Genomic DNA, 18,660 nt, shown 5'->3' on the forward strand with positions numbered 1-18,660 from the left:
GCACAAAGTTATGTCGATTCGCTTCGTATCGCACTTGAGTCTGGTGGGCTATATATTTGGTGGAGCAATTGACGGAAACTTCCCCATGATGCGGCTTACGATGATCCTGCTCGGCATTGATTTTTTGCGTTCCCACTGGCGTGGGTTGCGTCGTTTCGGTTGGATTACGCTTATTGCCGGAATAGTCGTTTTTCTTGATGCCCTGGATGGCTCGCTCTATTTCCCTATCGAGCCATTCGCCTGCCTGCTGCTGTTTGAAGGTGCTGCGACATTGATGGTCGCGCATAGCGGTATGGGTGGGCAACGCATTCTGCGCTACGTTAAAGGCGCGGCATTTTCCCTTGCGGCGCTGTTGATTCTGGCCGGTCATCACCACGGTAACTTCGTGTTATCGGTGATCTTTGGCTTGTTGTTTTTCTTCGATGGCACTCTGCAAATCGCTTCAGCTGTGGTGGTGCGTTATCGCCGATGGCGGCCCGCTTTGTGGGGGGGCATTGCCGAAATTGCGCTGGCGATATTTTTCTTCCAGCCCTGGCCGTCAAACTATGAAGGAACGGTTCCTTATTGCCTCGGGTTAGGCCTGGCATTTGCGGGCTGGAACCTGTTTATTCTCGCCATGCGCGTTAAAAATGCCGCTGAGAATCCGGGTCTTAAAGGTTCAGTATTTATGGCAGAAGCCGACCATCTTCCGCCTGACGTTGTGGAGTGGGACGGCCCACCGGACGATGACGAAAGAGCGCTGACGGTTCACGTCTGGACACCCGTCGGATCCGCCGCAGGAGAAGCGATCCCCCGTCCGGTGATCAGCCGTTATATCGCAGCGGTCGATCGCAACGGCGTGATCTCGACTGGTCACGCCGCACTGGAATCTCCCGGCGGGGTTTATATCAGCCTCTATCCTGCTGAGCTTATCGACCAGTCGCCAGATGAGTTTGCCCGCCTGCTGCGGGCCACACCTGAAAACAACGTACCGGGGATTTTCCAGCCGGATTACGCAACGGAATCCGCAAAGTGGTGCCCATCCACAAGAAAAGTACGAATCCGTAATTACAGCGAAGCACGGCTAAAAGCGTTTTGGGAAAGCTATCGCCAGAATGAGTCCTACAATTTGACCTATCGAAACTGTTCGAGCAGCGTGGCACGGGCTTTGGAAGCGGCACTTGAGGGGGCGGTCGGCAGGCTTTGGCAAAAACGTGGTTTCTGGATGGCGATGGGAAAACTGATGTCGACGCCGGAACTTTGGGTCGCACTGCAACTGCGTAAACGGGCTGAAACCATGGCGTGGACGCCAGGCCTGGTGCTGGATTACGCTCGCGCACTGAGTATGCTGGCCGATCCACGTCCAACCGGTTGGTTGAATACCAGCGGACGGGCGCTGAAAAAAATGCTTCAGCGCCGCGTCGCCTGGGGAAAAGGCAAAAGCGGCGAGGAAGTTACCGAGGATTAATGTTAAACATCAGCGACTAATTTCGCCGCCGCCTTGCGGTGCCGGGATATCAGATCCGGCACATCCAACCCGACGATATTGCCGTCGGTCACTCGCCATTTACCGCCAACCATCACGTGTTCTGCCCTTTCTGCACCGCATAACAACAGGGCTGAAATCGCATCGTGGCTGCCACTAAAGCGGAGTTCGTCCTGAGCAAACAGCGCCAAATCGGCCTGTTTCCCGACGGCAATTTCGCCAATATCGCTACGCCCAATCAGTTTTGCCGAGCCACGCGTCGCCCAGCCTAACACTCTGTGCGGAGTAATCGCTTCAGCGCCATAACGCAGGCGCTGTAAATACAATGCTTGCCGCGCCTCGTACATGATGTTTGACGCATCGTTTGAAGCGGAACCATCAACACCGAGGCCAACTGGCGCACCGGCATTTTCCAAATCAACCGTCGGGCACACGCCTGATGCGAGACGCATATTTGAGACCGGACAATGACAGACACCGACTCCCGCTCGCCCCAGGCGCTGAATTTCACTCTCATTAAAATGGATGCCGTGGGCAAGCCAGGTTCGGTCATTTAGCCAGCCAACACTTTCCAGATAATCCACGGTACGCAAGCCAAAACGTTGCAGACAGAAGTTTTCTTCATCTATGGTTTCAGCCAGATGCGTATGCAGCCGCACGTCCTCTTGCTGCGCAAGTTGGGCGCTATCCCGCATAATTTCAGTGGTCACAGAAAACGGCGAACATGGAGCGAGCGCGATTTGTAGCCACGCCCCTTCCCCGCGCTGATGGTAACGTTTAATCAATCTTTCGCTATCACGCAGAATTGTCCCGGCCTGTTGTACTGTGTGGCGAGGAGGCAACCCACCGTCATCTTCACCCAGGCTCATCGAGCCGCGCGTTAATACGGCACGCATGCCAATTTCGTTCACCACATCAACCTGCACATCGATGGCCTCCTCCATGCCCTGCGGGAAAAGGTAGTGATGGTCCGTTGTGGTTGTGCAACCGGAAAGCAGCAGCTCAGCCATCGCCACTTTACTGGCCAGCGCTAAAGCTTCGGCATCAAGCCGCGCCCAAACCGGATAGAGTTGTTTTAACCAGGGAAACAGCGGCACGTTAACCACCGGTGCCCACGCTCGGGTCAGAGTCTGATAGAAATGGTGGTGTGTGTTGATAAGTCCGGGTAACAAGACAAGTTCGCGAGCATCAAACACAGAGTCACATGGAACTGCGGGTTTGCCACCCAGGGGAATTAATTCACGAATGATTGCCCCTTCGATCACTACGCCACCTGCGGCGTCTTGCAAATTGGCGGTAAAAACTGCGCGGGGATTTTTGATCCACAAACGTTGGTCAGACATATCTGGCTCCTGAATATTAAAAAGTGAAGGAAGCCAGCTCAGTTATGGCCTGTCTGCTGATCCAGGCATTGCGGGGGCAATTTTGCCATTCTAACAGGAAACTGACGGGGCATCATCGCATCGTCTTATGGCTGTTATCAGGCAGGTGAAAGTGTTAAGGATTAACGAAAATGGGCTTCGCGGAACACGCAGGCGAAGCCCAATATTTGCGGATAATTATTTGCTAATTACTTTGCTGCTACTGCCGGTTTTGCAGTATCAGCCGCTTTAACCGTGATTTCAGGCACTTTGCCAAAATCCAGTTTGGTTGCATTCAATTTAGTGGTCAGGTCAGCGGTGACATCGAGTTCCGGCGCAACCGAAACTGCAGTCTGCATAGGCATAATGGCAGCAATTTTCTTTTCAGTGCGATAGGCATCAGTTGCCTGTTTTACCGCTGCCAACACAACCTGGCGTGCGGCGCGTTGCTGACCTTGCCATTGCTGAGCAATAATTTTTTTATCTGCCTGGCGCGCGGCCGCGACTTTATCTGCAGGCAGCGTGGCATAATTCTTTTCTGCCAGTTGCAGGCCTTTATGCAGATTTTCATTTACTGCTTTGAGATACGCTTGTTCTTGCTTAACCAGACCTGAATCCAGTGCGACCTTTTCCACATTAATAAATTTCATTTCAACTTCTCCAGCTTGTTTCGCATCGCAACCAACCAGCAAGGTACCAGCAACCATTACAGCGATTACGGCACCCGTCATCTGACGCATTAAATTTCGTTTCATTTGATACTAATCCCTGTAGGAAATTAAAATATAAGCACCGGCTAATTCATAAGTCATGAATATACATCGCCATCATTATATTTGCGCACCACATAGTAAAATAACCAATATCTTAAACCAGCCGCTATAGTAGTGATTATCAATATAAAATTAAACCCGCAATCCAGAATTGTATTTAACCAACCATGTTTAAACGGCGAGCGGTTTCATAATGTTCAACCCAATAACGGTTCGCCAGAGAAGACATGGTGACACCGACACTGCTTGAGGCGTGGACAAACTGGTTATCGCCAACATAAACACCAACATGGCGCATCCCCGGCGACGTTCTAAAAAAGACTAAATCACCCGGCTCGAGTTTTTCTTTGCTGACAGGCTGCCCATTTTTTATTTGCTGCGTTGTGGTTCTCGGTAATGATTTATGGAATGAATCGCTAAATATATGCTGCATCAGTGCAGAACAATCGACACCTTGATGTGTCGTACCGCCAAGGTGATAACGCGTTCCTTTCCAGTTTGAAAATTGTGCCAATATGGCAGACTTAATACTATTGGTATTACCGTGATCATCATTCTTTATATAGTTCCCTTTTTCAGAGAACACATCTTTCTTAGCAAGCGACTGGCTTGCGATTGATGCAAATTCCTTTGGCATATTAAAAGCAAAGGAATTTGCACTAAAAATAACAGGAATAATAAACAAAGTTGCGGCAATTAATTTTTTTAAACGAGGCATAAGAAATATCTTTCATCTACTGGCAAATACAGCGAAACAAGCCATTGCTGATTTTTAGCAATGGGACGAACAACTCCTTTTGGGTGAGCAAATAATAACCGCTGTATGAAATTTAGCCACGAGAGAATCGGTCTATTTTTAGACTTCTATTTTTTTTATTTTAAAAACAGCCTGATACTGAGTCAGGCTGTTTGGCATGGGGCTTACACGTTATGGAGACTGACTTCCGGCCGCTGGTAATGCGGCCAAACCAGTGCCACCAGCGCTGGGTAAGCATCCTGGCTGAACTCATCAAAACACTGCCGTAAGTTCAGCACTTCGATGTCAGCAAAAGAGACTTTTTCACCCTCAGTGCAACGTTTTCTGAGATTGTCGTAATAGCGATAGATAGCGGAATTTAAATCGCTGCATCGCCGTTGGGCACTAAAGAGTTTGGGATCGGCGCTAAGCATATCGATACTCATACGCTTAATAGTGGCGTGGTTAAAATCTGCATATTCATGGCTTACTCGCCAATAATAATCAGGGGTGATTTTTGAAATTAATTTCGCAAAGTAATCTTCATGTTCATCACTCTGCGAGAAATTTAATTTAGGGGAAGCCTGAGGGATGGGGTTGACGCTGGAATGGGATTTTTCACGCATTAGCATCAATACGCCGCACAGCAACAATAGTATTAATACAATTGAATAAAAGACACTTTGCATGGGGACTCCTGTTTTTTTTATAGTAATTTTGAGGCAAAATGTTGTCAACGCTATTCTTGGTGACTACGCATCTCATTCTATTGATATAACAGGATATTTATATATGTTACCTAAAAACATGGTACCAGGAATGCTTCCTGCTATGCAGGTTGCATTTATACCATTAGCAGAAGATAGCGCTCTAACACTAAATCCCCAGGATAATATTTTATCGCTCGAGAAAACGGTTCTTAGCGCAAATCATTACGCTGGGCAGGCGAAAAATACTCTGCTTGAAGAAAGCGACCGACATTTAAAAGACCGATTATTTTGCGCGCTTAAAATTGAAGCGCTGGTCACCGTATTAAATGAATTAATTGAGCAAGAAAAGATCAGTCCTGCCGACCTGCAAATGCTAATAGAAGATAAAGAATTGCAGATAAGTCACCATTCACAGCAAATCTGGGTCAATCAACTCACCCAGGAAAAAAGCTGGCCGATGTTTTATTCACTGGACGAGTAATCTCAATGTCTGACGAACTTCCTGAGGTTCTGCACAGTTCCGATTCACCTGTGGGTGCAGAATCCGATAACACCTTATTACGCGAAAACATTGCAGCACTAGTGCAGATTAAAAATGGAAATATTGCGCGCTTTACCCAAAGCCAGCTCAATATCACCTCGGCACTGGTTGAACAGAAATGGCATAACCGCCACCAGATCTTTCCCTGGCGGGTAAAAGAAGAAGTTTACGGAGCGGTGCTCTGTGAAATCATCGCCCACCAGCCGCGGTGGAAAAACGAGATCCTTGCCCGGCTTGAAGTGGTTTATCAGAAACTAAGAGATGAAGAGGCGCAAAGTTTGTCGTGCACGCGTGCGTTGCTGGAAAACAACTACAAAACTCCGCATTTGTAAGGCGTTAAAGTATGCTCGCCTTCACTAATAATTTCGGTCACATCAGCCTGCTCCCCGATCCGAACTTCACTCACCCGGTCAAATTTACTCTTGTCGATCAACAGCAAGGACTGCGCTGATCGCTTGAGCAACATCGTTTTATATTCGGCATTCCAGCTGCGCGTGTCCCATAACGTTCCGTCGCTATCCACTCCCTCGCAGGAAAACAGGAACAAGTCGATATCCATCGATTTAAGATGCGCTGCCAGCGGGGCATTGATATAGCACGCATATTTGCGCTGGAGAAGACCGCCAGTGCTAATCAGCTTGATATGTTCGCGCCTGGATAACGCCTGGCAAATACGTTCACTATTGGTGAAAACAGTGAGAGGAATATCTGGCAGTAATCGCGCCAGATACCAACACGTTGAGCTGGCATCCAGTGCAATCACCATGCCCGGCACAATCCAGGCCAGAGCGCGATGAGCAATATCCGCTTTGCTATTGAGATGGCTTTTCAGGCGGGCGGTGAAAGGATCACCGCTTTCGTCTGCGCCTCGATTAATACGCTTTGCCCGCCCATGTTGGCGAACAATTTTCCCCTGCTTTTGTAGTACACGCAGATCGCGCCGCACAGTTTCCTGGCTCACGCCTAATAACTGCGCCAGCTGTTGTGTGGTCAGATTGTTGTACTGCTCGACAAGTTGAACCAGTTGCTGGTGGCGTTCGGTTTTCATTAGCGCGTGTCTCCTGGCAATGCCCGAGATTAGCCCAGCAAAACCATTCGTGCCAGGCGAAACACGGAAATCGCCAGCTGTCGCTCATTCGCTTTATGAAAAAGCGGCCTGCTAGTTTAACCAGCAGGCCGCTCTATATATGTGATGCGATGGAGAGAAAGGAAAATTGATGCTTATTGGGTTTTCGTGACTTCTTGCCCAACCAGGCCAATCTTCAAATACCCTGCCTGATGCAGCGTATCCATCACATTCATCATCGTTTCGTAATCAACTGATTTGTCGGCGCGGAAGAAAATCGTGGTGTCTTTCTTGCCTTCTGTCGCAGCAATCAGAGCATTGACCATGCTCTCTTTGGTCACTTCATCGTTGCCGATAAACATCGTGTGATCGGCTTTGACAGACAGGTAGACCGGTTTTTCCGGACGCGGCTGCGGCTGGCTTGAAGACGCGGGAAGGTTAACCTTCACATCGACGGTCGCCAGCGGCGCTGCCACCATGAAGATAATCAGCAATACCAACATGACATCGATAAAAGGTGTCACGTTGATTTCGTGCATTTCACCGTTATCGTCGAGATTTTCGTTAAGACGCAAAGCCATGGGATCAACCTACACGCAGTTTCTGAGCGGTACGAACCGGGCGAGCAAGAGAACTGGCTGCTAAATCGAGGTCACGGCTTTGCAGCAGTAAAACCTGAGCAGCAACGTCGCCCAGAGAAGCTTTGTAACCACCAATCACCCGAGCAAATACGTTGTAGATAACAACCGCCGGAATCGCTGCCACCAGGCCGATAGCCGTGGCCAGCAAGGCTTCGGCAATACCTGGTGCAACAACAGCAAGGTTAGTAGTTTGTGACTGTGCGATACCAATAAAGCTGTTCATGATGCCCCAGACGGTACCAAACAGACCGACAAACGGGGAAATGGCACCAATAGTCGCCAGAAAGCCATTACCGCGCCCCATGTGGCGACCCACCGCCGCAACTCGGCGCTCAAGGCGAAAACCGGTACGCTCTTTAATGCCTTCGTTATCTTCGCTACCTGTGGAAAGCTCAAGCTCATTTTGCGCTTCATTAATAAGCATCGTGCTCAGGCTTTTTGCATCAAACGTTTCGGCCATTTCGCTGGCTTCATCCAGAGAGCGGGCATTAGCTAAATGTTGTTGTTCACGCTTCAGACGGCGCTTTTGCGACATCAGCTCAACACTTTTGCTAAAGAAGATTGCCCAGGTGACGACAGAGGCCAGAATCAGGCCGATCATCACAATCTTTACCACGATGTCAGCATGCTGATACATGCCCCAGACAGAGAGATCTGTCTGCATCAAATTATTCGTCACTCTTACTCTCCACCGCGAAATAATACTAAAACTGTGCGCAATAATATCAAAACGACATCGAATTGATAGTAGTTCTCATTAGTATTTAAAGAGTGCCTTAAATTGTCCATGGATTCCTTGCGTTTACGCAGCAAAAGCATGATAAGTTAGTTTTGGACATCCAGATGGTTAAATAGGGCAAAGTGAACATGACTGACAAGCACATTGAAACGGCGCTGGTTAATGCCGGGCGCGATAAAAAATTCACCCAGGGTTCGGTTAACAGCGTCATTCAACGCGCGTCATCATTGGTTTTTGAAACCGTCGAAGCCAAAAAACAGGCCACGGCAAACCGCGCGAAAGGCGAGCTGTTTTATGGTCGCCGTGGCACCCTGACCCACTTCTCGTTGCAAGAAGCCATGTGCGAACTGGAAGGCGGCGCGGGTTGCGCACTTTACCCTTGCGGTGCCGCAGCCGTTGCCAATGCGATTCTGGCCTTTGTCGAACATGGCGATAATGTGCTGATGACCGGCTCCGCCTACGAACCCAGCCAGGATTTCTGCACCAAAATCCTCGCTAAACTCGGCGTCACGACCACCTGGTTTGACCCGATGATTGGCGCAGGCATTGCCCAACTCGTGCAACCCAATACTAAAGTTGTATTTCTGGAATCGCCTGGTTCGATAACAATGGAAGTACATGACGTTCCAGCCATTGTTCAGGCGATACGCAGCGTGGCCCCTGACGCCATCATCATGATCGATAACACCTGGGCGGCGGGCATTTTGTTTAAAGCGCTGGATTTCGGCATTGATATTTCAATTCAGGCGGGAACCAAATACCTGATTGGCCATTCTGATGCGATGGTCGGAACGGCGGTATCAAACGCCCGCTGCTGGGATCAGTTGCGTGAGAACTCGTATCTGATGGGGCAAATGCTGGATGCAGATACTGCTTATATGACCAGCCGTGGTTTGCGCACATTAGGCGTGCGTCTGCGTCAACATCATGAAAGCAGCCTGAAAATTGCCGAATGGCTGGCGCAACATCCGCAGGTTGAGCGCGTCAATCATCCTGCATTGCCCGGCAGCAAAGGCCACGAGTTTTGGAAACGAGACTTTACAGGGAGCAGCGGCTTGTTCTCATTTGTGCTTAAAAAGCGTTTGAATAATGACCAGTATCAAAGCTACCTGGACAATTTCAACTACTTTAGTATGGCCTATTCATGGGGCGGATATGAATCGCTGATTCTGGCCAACCAGCCAGAAGAACTGGCGGAGATTCGCCCTGCCGGGGGAATAGACTTCACCGGAACGCTGGTGCGTGTTCATATTGGGCTGGAGAATGTGGACGACCTGATTGCCGATCTGGACGCAGGTTTCCAGCGTATCGCCTAAAATTGCCAAATGTGGACACTGCAAAGAACAGTTTTTTTGCTTTCATGGTGATTTGTTGAGCCTGTGATCAAGGTGTCGCAGGCCATTTAGCGTTACACTATGTCCCTAAAATTAAGGTGTGCCTAAGCTAATGACTTTAGATTTAGGTGCGCCCAATAAAGCGGTTCCACAGGATTTGCCATGGCTGTTATACACAATATTGTTCAGGCGCTTTGGCAACATGATTTTGCTGCACTCGCGGACCCTCATGTTGTTGGAGTGGTTTATTGCGTCATGTTTGCGACGCTGTTTCTCGAAAATGGATTACTACCCGCCTCATTTTTGCCGGGCGACAGTCTGCTGTTACTCGCGGGAGCCTTAGTGGCGAAAGGGGTGATGGGTTTTGTCCCCACCTTATTGATCCTCACCGCGGCGGCGAGCCTTGGCTGCTGGTTGAGCTACGCACAAGGGCGCTGGCTCGGTAATACCAAAATAGTGAAAAGCTGGCTGAAGCAACTACCACCGCAATACCACCAGCGGGCGACGGTGATGTTTGACCGGCACGGGTTAGCCGCTTTGTTAGCGGGCCGCTTTTTAGCGTTTGTCCGCACGTTATTGCCTACCATGGCGGGGATTTCTGGGCTCAGCAATCGTCGCTTCCAGGTGTTTAACTGGTTAAGTGGACTGTTATGGGTCGGCAGTGTGACAAGTCTGGGCTTCGCCCTGAGCATGATTCCATTTGTGAAACGCCATGAAGATCAGGTGATGACTTGCCTGATGGTGCTACCGATGGCGCTGCTGGTAGCAGGACTTGTGGGTACTCTGTTTGTGGTCATCAAGAAAAAATTTAACCCGGCATAAGACATTACAGGGTGGATAACGTGACATTATCCACCCCGCTAACGCTGTTCACTTTCCTTTAAATCACTCGCATCCGCGCAGCATCTTCCCCCGGCGTCACACCAAAGTAACGCTTAAACTCGCGGCTAAACTGCGATGCACTTTCGTACCCGACACGAATCGCCGCGGTACTGGCTTTAATCCCATCATGCAAAATCAGCATTCGCGCTTTGTGCAAACGGTAACTCTTGAGATATTGCAGCGGCGAGGTGCTGGTGACCGACTTAAAGTTGTGATGAAACGCCGAAACACTCATGTTCGCTTCTGCGGCGAGTTGGTCCACCGACAGGTTTTCTGTGTACTGCGTTTCAATGCGCCTGAGCACCCGGCTTATCAGGCTGAAATGCGTCTGCCGGCTAACCAGCGCCAGCAGTGCCGCACCGCATGACCCCACCAGAATGTGATAGAGAATCTCGCGGATAATTTGTTTGCCCATGATACGCGCATCGAGCGGGTGTTCCAGTACGTCCAGCAAGCGCTCGGCAGCACAAAGAATTTCTTCAGATAGCTGGGCGGAGTTAATCCCGGTCGAGCAGGTTTGCGGGTGCGATAAATCATCTTCGCCGATATCCATCAGCAAGTCCTGAAGCTGAAAAATATCAATATTAATGCGCAGTCCGGCCAACGGCACTTCAGGGGTAGCGAAGGTTTCGCATTCAAAAGGGAGTGGGACGGTCAATAGCAGGTATTCGTTGGCATCATAGCGAAACACGCGATCATTCAGATAACCCGTTTTATGGCCGGAAAAGAGAATAATGATCCCCGGCTCATACATAACTGGCGTGCGCGCATAGGGTTTCGTACCATACAGTAAGCTAACGTTTGGCAGAGAACTCAGGCCACTATTTTCTTTTTGTATCAATAAATTAATTTTGTTAGTTAACTGCTGACAAATCGCCTTCCGCTTCATTTTCCTGCGCTCCGCATGGCTTTTCTACCGATGTCAGTGTGCAACTAATTCTTTCATTTCTCCAGCACCCAGGAGAAATAGGCAAGATAAAGGCAGGAATAAGCATTGAGAGATAGCCACCCGAGGCCGACAATGGCTACCATCAAATGCGATAAGCAATCTCTGTTTACCCAAGCAAAGGGAACCAATAATGAACAACTTCAACCTACACACCCCGACTCGCATCCTGTTTGGTAAAGGCGCTGTTTCCGAACTGCGTGCACAAATTCCAGCAGGTGCCCGCGTTCTGATTACCTACGGCGGCGGCAGCGTGAAGAAAAATGGCGTACTGGACCAGGTTTACTCCCAACTTGAAGGACTGGACGTGCTGGAGTTTAGCGGTATCGAACCGAACCCGACTTACGAAACGCTGATGAAAGCAGTCGAAATCGTTCGCCAGCAGAAAGTCACTTTCCTGTTAGCCGTCGGCGGTGGTTCTGTGCTGGATGGTACTAAGTTCATCGCCGCGGCAGCCAACTACCCGGCTGATATCGACCCATGGAATATTCTGCTGACTCACGGCAATGATGTGAAAAGCGCCATCCCAATGGGCTCTGTTCTGACACTGCCAGCAACCGGTTCTGAATCTAACAAAGGTGCTGTCGTATCTCGCCGTACTACAGGCGACAAACAGGCATTTATGTCTGAACACGTGCAGCCTGTCTTTGCGGTGCTTGATCCGGTTTATACCTACACGCTGCCACCACGTCAGGTCGCAAATGGTGTGGTGGATGCGTTTGTGCATACCGTTGAGCAATACATTACTTATCCGGTAAACGCCAAAGTGCAGGACCGTTTTGCCGAAGGCATTCTGTTAACTCTGGTTGAAGATGGCCCGAAAGCGCTGAAAGAACCTGAAAACTATGACGTTCGTGCCAACGTAATGTGGGCGGCGACCATGGCGTTAAACGGCCTGATTGGTGCTGGCGTACCGCAAGACTGGGCAACTCATATGCTGGGTCACGAACTGACCGCGATGCACGGACTGGATCACGCGCAAACTCTGGCGGTGGTTCTGCCATCGTTGCTGAACGAAAAACGTAACGAGAAACGCGGCAAACTGCTGCAATATGCTGAGCGCGTGTGGAATATCACTGCAGGTTCTGAAGAAGAACGTATTGATGCGGCGATTGCTGCAACGCGCAATTTCTTCGAGCAAATGGGCGCGCCGACTCGCTTGTCTGCCTACGGTCTGGATGGCAGCACTATCCCGGCTCTGCTGGTGAAACTGGAAGAAAAAGGCATGACTAAATTGGGTGAGCGCCAGGACATTACTCTGGACGTGAGCCGTCGTATTTACGAAGCTGCACGCTAAGTAATTTAGTCAATTGGTTCTCGTTTTTGAGTATTTGGTCCAGACTTAAACCCTAAATAATTCAGGTTGCAGGATTAGCCAACGCCCCTGCAACTTGAATTATGTGAGTTTAATCATTAAGGAGGAATACATGGCGACTCCAACTGTAATCAAGCTCCAGGATGGAAATGTAATGCCGCAATTGGGCCTCGGTGTCTGGCAAGCCAGCAACGAGCAAGTTCTGATTGCCATCAATAAAGCGCTGGAAGTCGGCTATCGATCGATTGATACCGCCGCCGCGTATAAGAATGAAGACGGCGTGGGCAGTGCGCTAAAACAAGCGGGCATTCCGCGTGAAGAGCTGTTTATCACCACCAAACTGTGGAACGACGATCAACAACGTCCACGCCAGGCGCTGGAAGATAGCCTCGAAAAACTGCAACTGGATTATGTCGACCTCTATTTGATGCACTGGCCGGTGCCGAGCAAAGATCATTATGTTGAAGCCTGGAAAGGGATGATTGAGCTGCAAAAACTAGGCCTGGTTAAAAGCATTGGCGTGTGTAACTTCCAGCTCAACCACCTTCAGCGTTTGATTGATGAAACGGGTGTCTCACCGGTAATCAACCAGATAGAACTCCATCCGTTGCTACAACAGCGTCAACTTCATGCCTGGAATGCCACACACAAGATTCAGACCGAGTCCTGGAGCCCGCTGGCTCAGGGTGGTGACGGTGTGTTCGATAAGAAAATCATCCGCGACCTGGCCGATAAATACGGCAAAACACCGGCACAAATTGTGATTCGCTGGCACCTGGATAGCGGTCTGGTGGTTATCCCGAAATCGGTGACGCCAGCGCGTATTGCTGAGAACTTTAACGTGTTTGATTTCCGTCTTGATAAAGACGAGTTAAGCGAGATTGCGAAGTTGGATAGCAGTAAGCGTCTGGGACCAGACCCTGATGTGTTTGGGAGTTAAGGTTTAGAACAACCCTCACCCCGGCCCTCTCCCTGATGGAGAGGGAGAAAACCGTGGTAATCCTCTTCTGGGGCAGAGGGAGAAAACCGAGCAGTCCCCTCTCCTGTGGGAGAGGGTTAGGGTGAGGGCAGTAACTATGCCGGACGCTTTCTGTTCGCAGGCTTCGACGCAGCTTTAGCCGCTGGTTTTGCACCCACGTTAGGTTTCGCGCCCGCAGCAGGCTTAGCACCAACAGCAGGCTTCGCGCCCGCTTGCGGAGCACGACGCTGATGTGTCATTGGCGTATGTTTTGTCAGTGCCGGACGAGCACCACGATTGTAGCGACGCGCTTCACGCATCTCCTCAAGCGTTGGCGAAGGCACCAGACATTCACGACGGCCACCGATCAAGTGCTTTTTACCCATTTCTTCCAGCGCTTCACGAATCATCGGCCAGTTAGCAGGATCGTGATAACGCAGCAGCGCTTTGTGCAGACGACGCTGGCGGTCACCTTTCGGCACCACAACTTCTTCACTCTTGTAACTGATCTTACCCAGCGGGTTCTTGCCGGTGTAATACATGGTGGTGGAGTTCGCCAACGGTGACGGATAGAAGTTCTGTACCTGATCCAAACGGAAACGGTTTTTCTTCAGCCACAGCGCCAGATTCACCATATCTTCATCGCGCGTACCAGGGTGCGCCGAGATGAAATACGGAATCAGGTACTGCTCTTTTCCAGCTTGTTTAGAGTAGGTGTCAAACAGCTCTTTGAAGCGCTGATAGCTGCCCATACCCGGTTTCATCATCTTAGAAAGCGGCCCTTCTTCGGTATGTTCCGGGGCAATCTTCAGATATCCACCAACGTGGTGCGTCGCCAGTTCTTTGATATAGCGAGGATCTTCTACCGCGATATCGTAACGAACACCGGAAGCGATCAGGATCTTCTTAACACCTTTAATCTCACGGGCGCGGCGATACAAGTTGATCGTCGGCTCATGGTTTGTGTCCATGTGCGGACAAATGTCCGGATAGACGCACGACAGACGGCGGCAGGTTTGTTCCGCACGTGGCGATTTGCAGCGCAGCATATACATGTTAGCTGTTGGGCCACCCAGATCGGAAACCACGCCGGTGAAGCCAGGCACCGTATCGCGCATCGCTTCAATTTCGCTGATGATCGAATCTTCAGAACGGCTCTGAATAATGCGGCCTTCGTGTTCGGTGATGGAACAGAACGAACAGCCACCAAAGCAACCACGCATGATATTCACCGAGAAGCGAATCATCTCATACGCAGGAATACGCGCCTTGCCATACGCAGGATGCGGAACGCGCTTATAAGGTAGAGCAAACACACTGTCCATCTCTTCGGTGGAAAGCGGGATGGCTGGCGGGTTAATCCAGATGTAACGGTCACCGTGTTTTTGCATCAACGCACGAGCACAACCAGGGTTGGTTTCATGGTGCAAAATACGTGAAGCGTGCGCGTAGAGAACTTTGTCGTTTTTAACTTTTTCGTACGACGGCAGCAACACGTAGGTTTTTTCCCACGGTTTCATCGGTGCAGGCTTCACAACAATCGCTTTCGCTTCGTTGATTGGCTTTTCCGGTTTACCGGTTTCTGCACAAGGCAAATCTTCACCGTAAGGGTGTGGAATGGGGTCGATACGACCAGGCATATCCAGACGCGTAGAATCCACGCCAGACCAACCTGGCATCGCTTCTTTACGCATCATCGCGGTGTTACGCACATCGCCGATTTCGTCGATTTTCTCGCCCATTGCCAGGCGATGAGCCACTTCCACCAGCGGACGTTCACCGTTGCCGAAAATCAACATGTCGGCTTTGGCATCCACCAGAATGGAACGACGAACGGTATCAGACCAGTAATCGTAGTGCGCTGTACGGCGCAGGCTCGCTTCAATACCGCCAAGGATAACCGGCACATCACGCCAGGCTTCTTTGCAGCGTTGGGTATAAGCAAGTGAGGCGCGATCCGGGCGTTTACCTGCCACGTTATCAGGCGTATACGCATCGTCATGACGCAGTTTGCGGTCAGCGGTATAGCGGTTGATCATCGAATCCATGTTACCCGCAGTCACCCCGAAGAACAGGTTCGGTTTACCCAGGCGCATGAAGTCTTCTTTACTGTTCCAGTCAGGCTGGGCGATGATCCCCACGCGGAAACCCTGGGCTTCCAGCATACGGCCACAAATCGCCATACCAAAACTTGGATGGTCAACGTAAGCATCTCCGGTAACCAGAATGATGTCACAGCTATCCCAGCCTAAATCGTCCATTTCCTTACGTGACATGGGTAAAAACGGTGCCGGGCCAAAACAGGCTGCCCAGTATTGAGGCCACGAAAAGAGTTCGCGATCGGGCTGGATCAAGCTTATAGAGCTCATAATGCTTCCGAAAAATGAATAAAAAATGATTTAAAAATAACCAAAGCCGGCGATTATACGCTTTTATTGGGTAATAAATGAAGGATTATTGCGGGCGATCAATGTTTTCTTGCCCTCACCCCAACCCTCTCCCTCAGGAGAGGGGGAACACCGAATCTTCCCTCTCCCTCAGTGATCGAGGGCGGACACCGAATCTTCCCTCTCCCTCAGTGATCGAGAGCGGACACCGAATCTTCCCTCTCCCTCAGTGATCGAGGGCGGACACCGAATCGTCCCTCTCCCTCAGTGATCGAGGGTGGATACCGAATCTTCCCTCTCCCTCAGGGAGAGGGCCAGGGTGAGGGCCAGGGTGAGGGTGGTTTACGGCGCAGGCTGCACTAACAACTGCCCAATAGAGCCACGGTCCGCCATTTCCAGCGTTTGGCTGGAATAAAGGAACGGGAAATGTTCCCAGGAAGGTTGGCCAAAGTACACGAGTAGCTCGACTTGCCCATCAACCCAAACCGTATCTTTCCAGCCTCGGTCTTCACCAAACGGTGCCGCACCATTGACGTTTTTAATCAGGAAGCTCACACCTTCGATATGGAAAGATTGCGGCATATCAGCACGCACCGTCCAGCGCTCCCAGGTGCCTTGCTGAGTCTGAATATCAATGCGCTTCATATCCCACAGTTGGCCGTTAATACCAGGGTCATCACCCAGCGCAATATCACGGCTACGTGATGGGTTACCGTTGATAATCTCTTCCGGTAGCAGACGCATTGGTAACGTATCGGTTACCAAAGGCAGCAAACCGGTTGCACGAAGGGTGAGAACCAGCGTGGAGATAAGAATACTTGAGGGTTCAAAGAAGCCACGGATCCTGTCCATGATACCGGCGGCTTCACCGCAGGTTATCGACACCTCTTTGCCGTCGGTCATATCAACCAGAATCTCGCGACGCTCGCCCGGTGCCAGTGAAAGTTGCTTAACAGCAACAGGTGCCGGGAGAAAACCCTGGTCGCTTGAAATCACGTGCATCGCACGGCCATCGCTCATTTGTAGCAAATAGCGGCGCGAGTTCGAGGCGTTAAGCAAACGCAAACGCACCCAACCGCGAGAGACCTCGACATACGGCCCTTGCACACCATTCACCAGCAGCGTATCCCCCACAAAACCACCACTACCCGGCTCTTCATATTCAGGCGCCCCGAAGTTATCAAGACGCTTATCCTGAATGATTACCGGGAAGTCATCGACGCCATAATGGTTGGGAATAGGTAACGATTTGCTGACTTCATCTTCGATAAGCCACATCCCCGCCAGGCCATTGTAGACCTGTTTCGCGGTGCGGTTTGGGGTGTTAGCGTGATACCACAATGTAGCAGCCTGCTGGCGAATTGGCAGAACAGGAGCCCAGTCTACATTTGGCGACATCATTCGTGCCGCCCCCCCATTAACGGGCCTGGCACTTGCAAACCGGCAATCGTCATGGCGATGTTTTCTTGCAGACGATTGCTGTAAATCATCTTCACGTCATCGCCGCTCCATACGCGAATGGTCGGCCCAAGATAACGCCCATTCAAGCCCCAAACGGGTGCTTTAGCGCCGCCAGTAAATGACCAATGTGCCCGTTGTAACGTCAGGAATAAAGGCTGACCACGGCGAGACTCCAGTAAAGGAGGAACGGGTAAAGGTTGCTGCATACCTGCCGCATTTGCCCTCAGTGGCACCGAGCCTGCACATAGTGCGACTCCTGATGCCTGTAAAAACTGACGCCGACTGAGTGACATAATAACTCCATGTGAAACTGACTAACGTGGGGCGGCACAACACGTACCGCCAAAATAAAAGCGCTCGGTGAAACGGATGACAAACCTCTTCGTAGGTCGGATAAGCACAGCGCCATCCGACAAAACTGGCGAAAATGGTGGATGGCGCGACCGCTTATCCACCCTACAGCACCGGTTTAGTGACCTTTGTCAACAATCCGGTTCAGTTCGCTTGTTTGCTTTCAACTCGACCGGAGGCTTCTCGCTCCGCGACTTCTTTATTAAGTTCATCGATTTTTGCCATCATAATTTCACGGCAATCGGTGGCAAGTTTACGCACCTGGTCTTTACCGTAATGGCTGATATCAATCGGCTGCAGCATTTCGACAATAACTAAACCATTATTCAAACGGTTCAGTTTAATTTTATTGCTGGTGTTGGAAACACACACCGGAATAATTGGGACGCCAGCAGCAATTGCGGCATGGAATGCACCGGTTTTAAATGGCAGCAGGCCACGGCCACGGCTGCGAGTCCCTTCCGGGAACATCCACACCGACACATTACGTTTCTGAATTTGCGCCACAACCTGGGAAATGGTGCTGAGCGCTTTGGTACGATTATCACGGTCGATAAGCATATTCCCGGTAAGCCAATAAATTTGGCCAAAGAACGGGATCCACAACAGGCTTTTTTTCCCAACGGTCACCGTCGGTGGCTGCACAATACTAGCCGCCGTCACCATGTCGAAATTATTCTGATGGTTACAGATATAAATCGCCGTCGGATGATTTTCTACGCCCTCAGGCAAACGGGTTTCAACTTTCAAACCAAAGACAGGCGCAAGACGCCCAAAAAGATGACCAAACGTAGCAACATGGCGTGGGTTACGTGGGCTGAACAAGCAATAAATGCAGCCAAAAATGCACACCAGCAGGCAATAAATTATTACGATTATAAAACGTACGATGGATAGCATAACAACCTCAAAAGCCAAAACCGCTGACAAGTATACCCTAAATTCCAGGAGGAGCAGTCGCCCCACCTGCACCTGAAATATCGCGGATATATGA

17 protein-coding genes and 1 pseudogene are annotated in these 18,660 nt (G+C 50.4%); 7 read left to right on the top strand and 11 right to left on the bottom strand.

All coding sequences use genetic code 11. From position 1 onward, the window contains the following. Nucleotides 1-85: 85 nt before the first annotated feature. Nucleotides 86-1,447 carry an HdeD family acid-resistance protein gene (locus D8682_RS11860; RefSeq protein ID WP_121814325.1) on the top strand — a complete coding sequence of 454 codons (1,362 nt, stop codon included), beginning with the start codon at nt 86-88 and terminating at the stop codon, nt 1,445-1,447. A gap of 2 nt (nt 1,448-1,449) precedes the next feature. Here D8682_RS11860 and D8682_RS11865 read toward each other — a convergent pair whose 3' ends face one another. The 4 genes from D8682_RS11865 to D8682_RS11880 all read right to left on the bottom strand — a co-directional run bounded on the left by D8682_RS11865 (nt 1,450) and on the right by D8682_RS11880 (nt 5,024). After that, nucleotides 1,450-2,808: an 8-oxoguanine deaminase gene (locus D8682_RS11865; protein WP_121814326.1), complete on the bottom strand. Its 1,359-nt coding sequence runs from the start codon at nt 2,806-2,808 to the stop codon at nt 1,450-1,452. A 227-nt stretch (nt 2,809-3,035) separates the two neighbouring features. Continuing rightward, nucleotides 3,036-3,581: a hypothetical protein gene (locus D8682_RS11870; RefSeq protein ID WP_064540044.1), complete on the bottom strand. Its 546-nt coding sequence runs from the start codon at nt 3,579-3,581 to the stop codon at nt 3,036-3,038. 175 nt (nt 3,582-3,756) lie between these two features. Beyond that, entirely contained in the window at nt 3,757-4,317 is a 561-nt protein-coding gene (locus D8682_RS11875; protein WP_121814327.1) for an NlpC/P60 family protein, read from the bottom strand. Between the two features lie 203 nt (nt 4,318-4,520). Then, complete coding sequence (locus D8682_RS11880) at nt 4,521-5,024, bottom strand: ESA_00282 family adhesion-associated protein (protein WP_064540047.1); 504 nt, start codon at nt 5,022-5,024, stop codon at nt 4,521-4,523. Between D8682_RS11880 and D8682_RS11885 the strand changes: the two genes are divergently transcribed. After that, nucleotides 5,023-5,526, top strand: a complete 504-nt coding sequence (locus D8682_RS11885; protein ID WP_238392841.1) for a hypothetical protein — start codon at nt 5,023-5,025, stop codon at nt 5,524-5,526. The genes D8682_RS11880 and D8682_RS11885 overlap by 2 nt on opposite strands. Before the next feature lie 5 nt (nt 5,527-5,531). Next, nucleotides 5,532-5,918, top strand: a complete 387-nt coding sequence (locus D8682_RS11890; protein ID WP_238392842.1) for a cytoplasmic protein — start codon at nt 5,532-5,534, stop codon at nt 5,916-5,918. Here D8682_RS11890 and fucR read toward each other — a convergent pair. The 3 genes from fucR to exbB form a co-directional block, all read right to left on the bottom strand. Further along, the gene (gene fucR, locus D8682_RS11895) at nt 5,897-6,634 is read right to left on the bottom strand and encodes an L-fucose operon activator (RefSeq protein WP_064540053.1); all 738 of its coding nucleotides are present in this window, start codon (nt 6,632-6,634) and stop codon (nt 5,897-5,899) included. The genes D8682_RS11890 and fucR overlap by 22 nt on opposite strands. A 173-nt stretch (nt 6,635-6,807) precedes the next feature. Beyond that, the gene (gene exbD / locus D8682_RS11900) at nt 6,808-7,233 is read right to left on the bottom strand and encodes a TonB system transport protein ExbD (RefSeq protein WP_064540055.1); all 426 of its coding nucleotides are present in this window, start codon (nt 7,231-7,233) and stop codon (nt 6,808-6,810) included. Between the two features lie 4 nt (nt 7,234-7,237). After that, complete coding sequence (exbB, locus tag D8682_RS11905; protein ID WP_121814329.1) at nt 7,238-7,972, bottom strand: tol-pal system-associated acyl-CoA thioesterase; 735 nt, start codon at nt 7,970-7,972, stop codon at nt 7,238-7,240. 188 nt (nt 7,973-8,160) lie between these two features. Between exbB and metC the strand changes: the two genes are divergently transcribed. Both metC and D8682_RS11915 read left to right on the top strand, forming a co-directional pair. Then, a complete protein-coding gene (metC, locus tag D8682_RS11910) occupies nt 8,161-9,348 on the top strand; it encodes a cystathionine beta-lyase (RefSeq protein ID WP_064540061.1) in 1,188 nt (395 codons plus the stop codon). Nucleotides 9,349-9,528: 180 nt separating this feature from the next. Then, complete coding sequence (locus D8682_RS11915; RefSeq protein ID WP_064540063.1) at nt 9,529-10,188, top strand: DedA family protein; 660 nt, start codon at nt 9,529-9,531, stop codon at nt 10,186-10,188. Between the two features lie 58 nt (nt 10,189-10,246). On the opposite strand, the gene D8682_RS11920 is transcribed toward D8682_RS11915, so the two are convergent. Further along, entirely contained in the window at nt 10,247-11,137 is an 891-nt protein-coding gene (locus tag D8682_RS11920) for an AraC family transcriptional regulator (RefSeq protein WP_121814330.1), read from the bottom strand. Nucleotides 11,138-11,327: 190 nt separating this feature from the next. On the opposite strand from D8682_RS11920, the gene yqhD reads away from it, so the two are divergent. Both yqhD and dkgA read left to right on the top strand, forming a co-directional pair. Then, a complete protein-coding gene (yqhD, locus tag D8682_RS11925) occupies nt 11,328-12,491 on the top strand; it encodes an alcohol dehydrogenase (RefSeq protein ID WP_064540068.1) in 1,164 nt (387 codons plus the stop codon). Nucleotides 12,492-12,621: 130 nt separating this feature from the next. After that, nucleotides 12,622-13,449, top strand: coding sequence for a 2,5-didehydrogluconate reductase DkgA (gene dkgA / locus D8682_RS11930; RefSeq protein WP_121814331.1), 828 nt, complete (start codon nt 12,622-12,624; stop codon nt 13,447-13,449). Between the two features lie 134 nt (nt 13,450-13,583). Here the strand turns inward: dkgA and D8682_RS11935 are convergent, their stop codons facing one another. From D8682_RS11935 to D8682_RS11945, 3 genes and pseudogenes are all read right to left on the bottom strand, one after another. After that, nucleotides 13,584-15,836: a YgiQ family radical SAM protein gene (locus tag D8682_RS11935; protein ID WP_064540072.1), complete on the bottom strand. Its 2,253-nt coding sequence runs from the start codon at nt 15,834-15,836 to the stop codon at nt 13,584-13,586. Nucleotides 15,837-16,196: 360 nt separating this feature from the next. Then, nucleotides 16,197-17,608: pseudogene (gene ftsP / locus D8682_RS11940) on the bottom strand (cell division protein FtsP). Between the two features lie 202 nt (nt 17,609-17,810). After that, nucleotides 17,811-18,566: a 1-acylglycerol-3-phosphate O-acyltransferase gene (locus tag D8682_RS11945; RefSeq protein ID WP_064540258.1), complete on the bottom strand. Its 756-nt coding sequence runs from the start codon at nt 18,564-18,566 to the stop codon at nt 17,811-17,813. Between the last annotated feature and the right edge of the window lie 94 nt (nt 18,567-18,660).

Source organism: Buttiauxella sp. 3AFRM03, from assembly GCF_003675305.1.
Lineage (GTDB): Bacteria > Pseudomonadota > Gammaproteobacteria > Enterobacterales > Enterobacteriaceae > Buttiauxella > Buttiauxella ferragutiae.

Coding starts and splice junctions, on each gene's coding strand:
- D8682_RS11860 (WP_121814325.1), top strand. CDS start 86: ATGATGCGGCTTACGATGATCCTGCTCGGCATTGATTTTTTGCGTTCC.
- D8682_RS11865 (WP_121814326.1), bottom strand. CDS start 2,808: ATGTCTGACCAACGTTTGTGGATCAAAAATCCCCGCGCAGTTTTTACC.
- D8682_RS11870 (WP_064540044.1), bottom strand. CDS start 3,581: ATGAAACGAAATTTAATGCGTCAGATGACGGGTGCCGTAATCGCTGTA.
- D8682_RS11875 (WP_121814327.1), bottom strand. CDS start 4,317: ATGCCTCGTTTAAAAAAATTAATTGCCGCAACTTTGTTTATTATTCCT.
- D8682_RS11885 (WP_238392841.1), top strand. CDS start 5,023: ATGGGGACTCCTGTTTTTTTTATAGTAATTTTGAGGCAAAATGTTGTC.
- D8682_RS11880 (WP_064540047.1), bottom strand. CDS start 5,024: ATGCAAAGTGTCTTTTATTCAATTGTATTAATACTATTGTTGCTGTGC.
- D8682_RS11890 (WP_238392842.1), top strand. CDS start 5,532: ATGTCTGACGAACTTCCTGAGGTTCTGCACAGTTCCGATTCACCTGTG.
- fucR (WP_064540053.1), bottom strand. CDS start 6,634: ATGAAAACCGAACGCCACCAGCAACTGGTTCAACTTGTCGAGCAGTAC.
- exbD (WP_064540055.1), bottom strand. CDS start 7,233: ATGGCTTTGCGTCTTAACGAAAATCTCGACGATAACGGTGAAATGCAC.
- metC (WP_064540061.1), top strand. CDS start 8,161: ATGACTGACAAGCACATTGAAACGGCGCTGGTTAATGCCGGGCGCGAT.
- D8682_RS11915 (WP_064540063.1), top strand. CDS start 9,529: ATGGCTGTTATACACAATATTGTTCAGGCGCTTTGGCAACATGATTTT.
- D8682_RS11920 (WP_121814330.1), bottom strand. CDS start 11,137: ATGAAGCGGAAGGCGATTTGTCAGCAGTTAACTAACAAAATTAATTTA.
- yqhD (WP_064540068.1), top strand. CDS start 11,328: ATGAACAACTTCAACCTACACACCCCGACTCGCATCCTGTTTGGTAAA.
- dkgA (WP_121814331.1), top strand. CDS start 12,622: ATGGCGACTCCAACTGTAATCAAGCTCCAGGATGGAAATGTAATGCCG.
- D8682_RS11935 (WP_064540072.1), bottom strand. CDS start 15,836: ATGAGCTCTATAAGCTTGATCCAGCCCGATCGCGAACTCTTTTCGTGG.
- D8682_RS11945 (WP_064540258.1), bottom strand. CDS start 18,566: ATGCTATCCATCGTACGTTTTATAATCGTAATAATTTATTGCCTGCTG.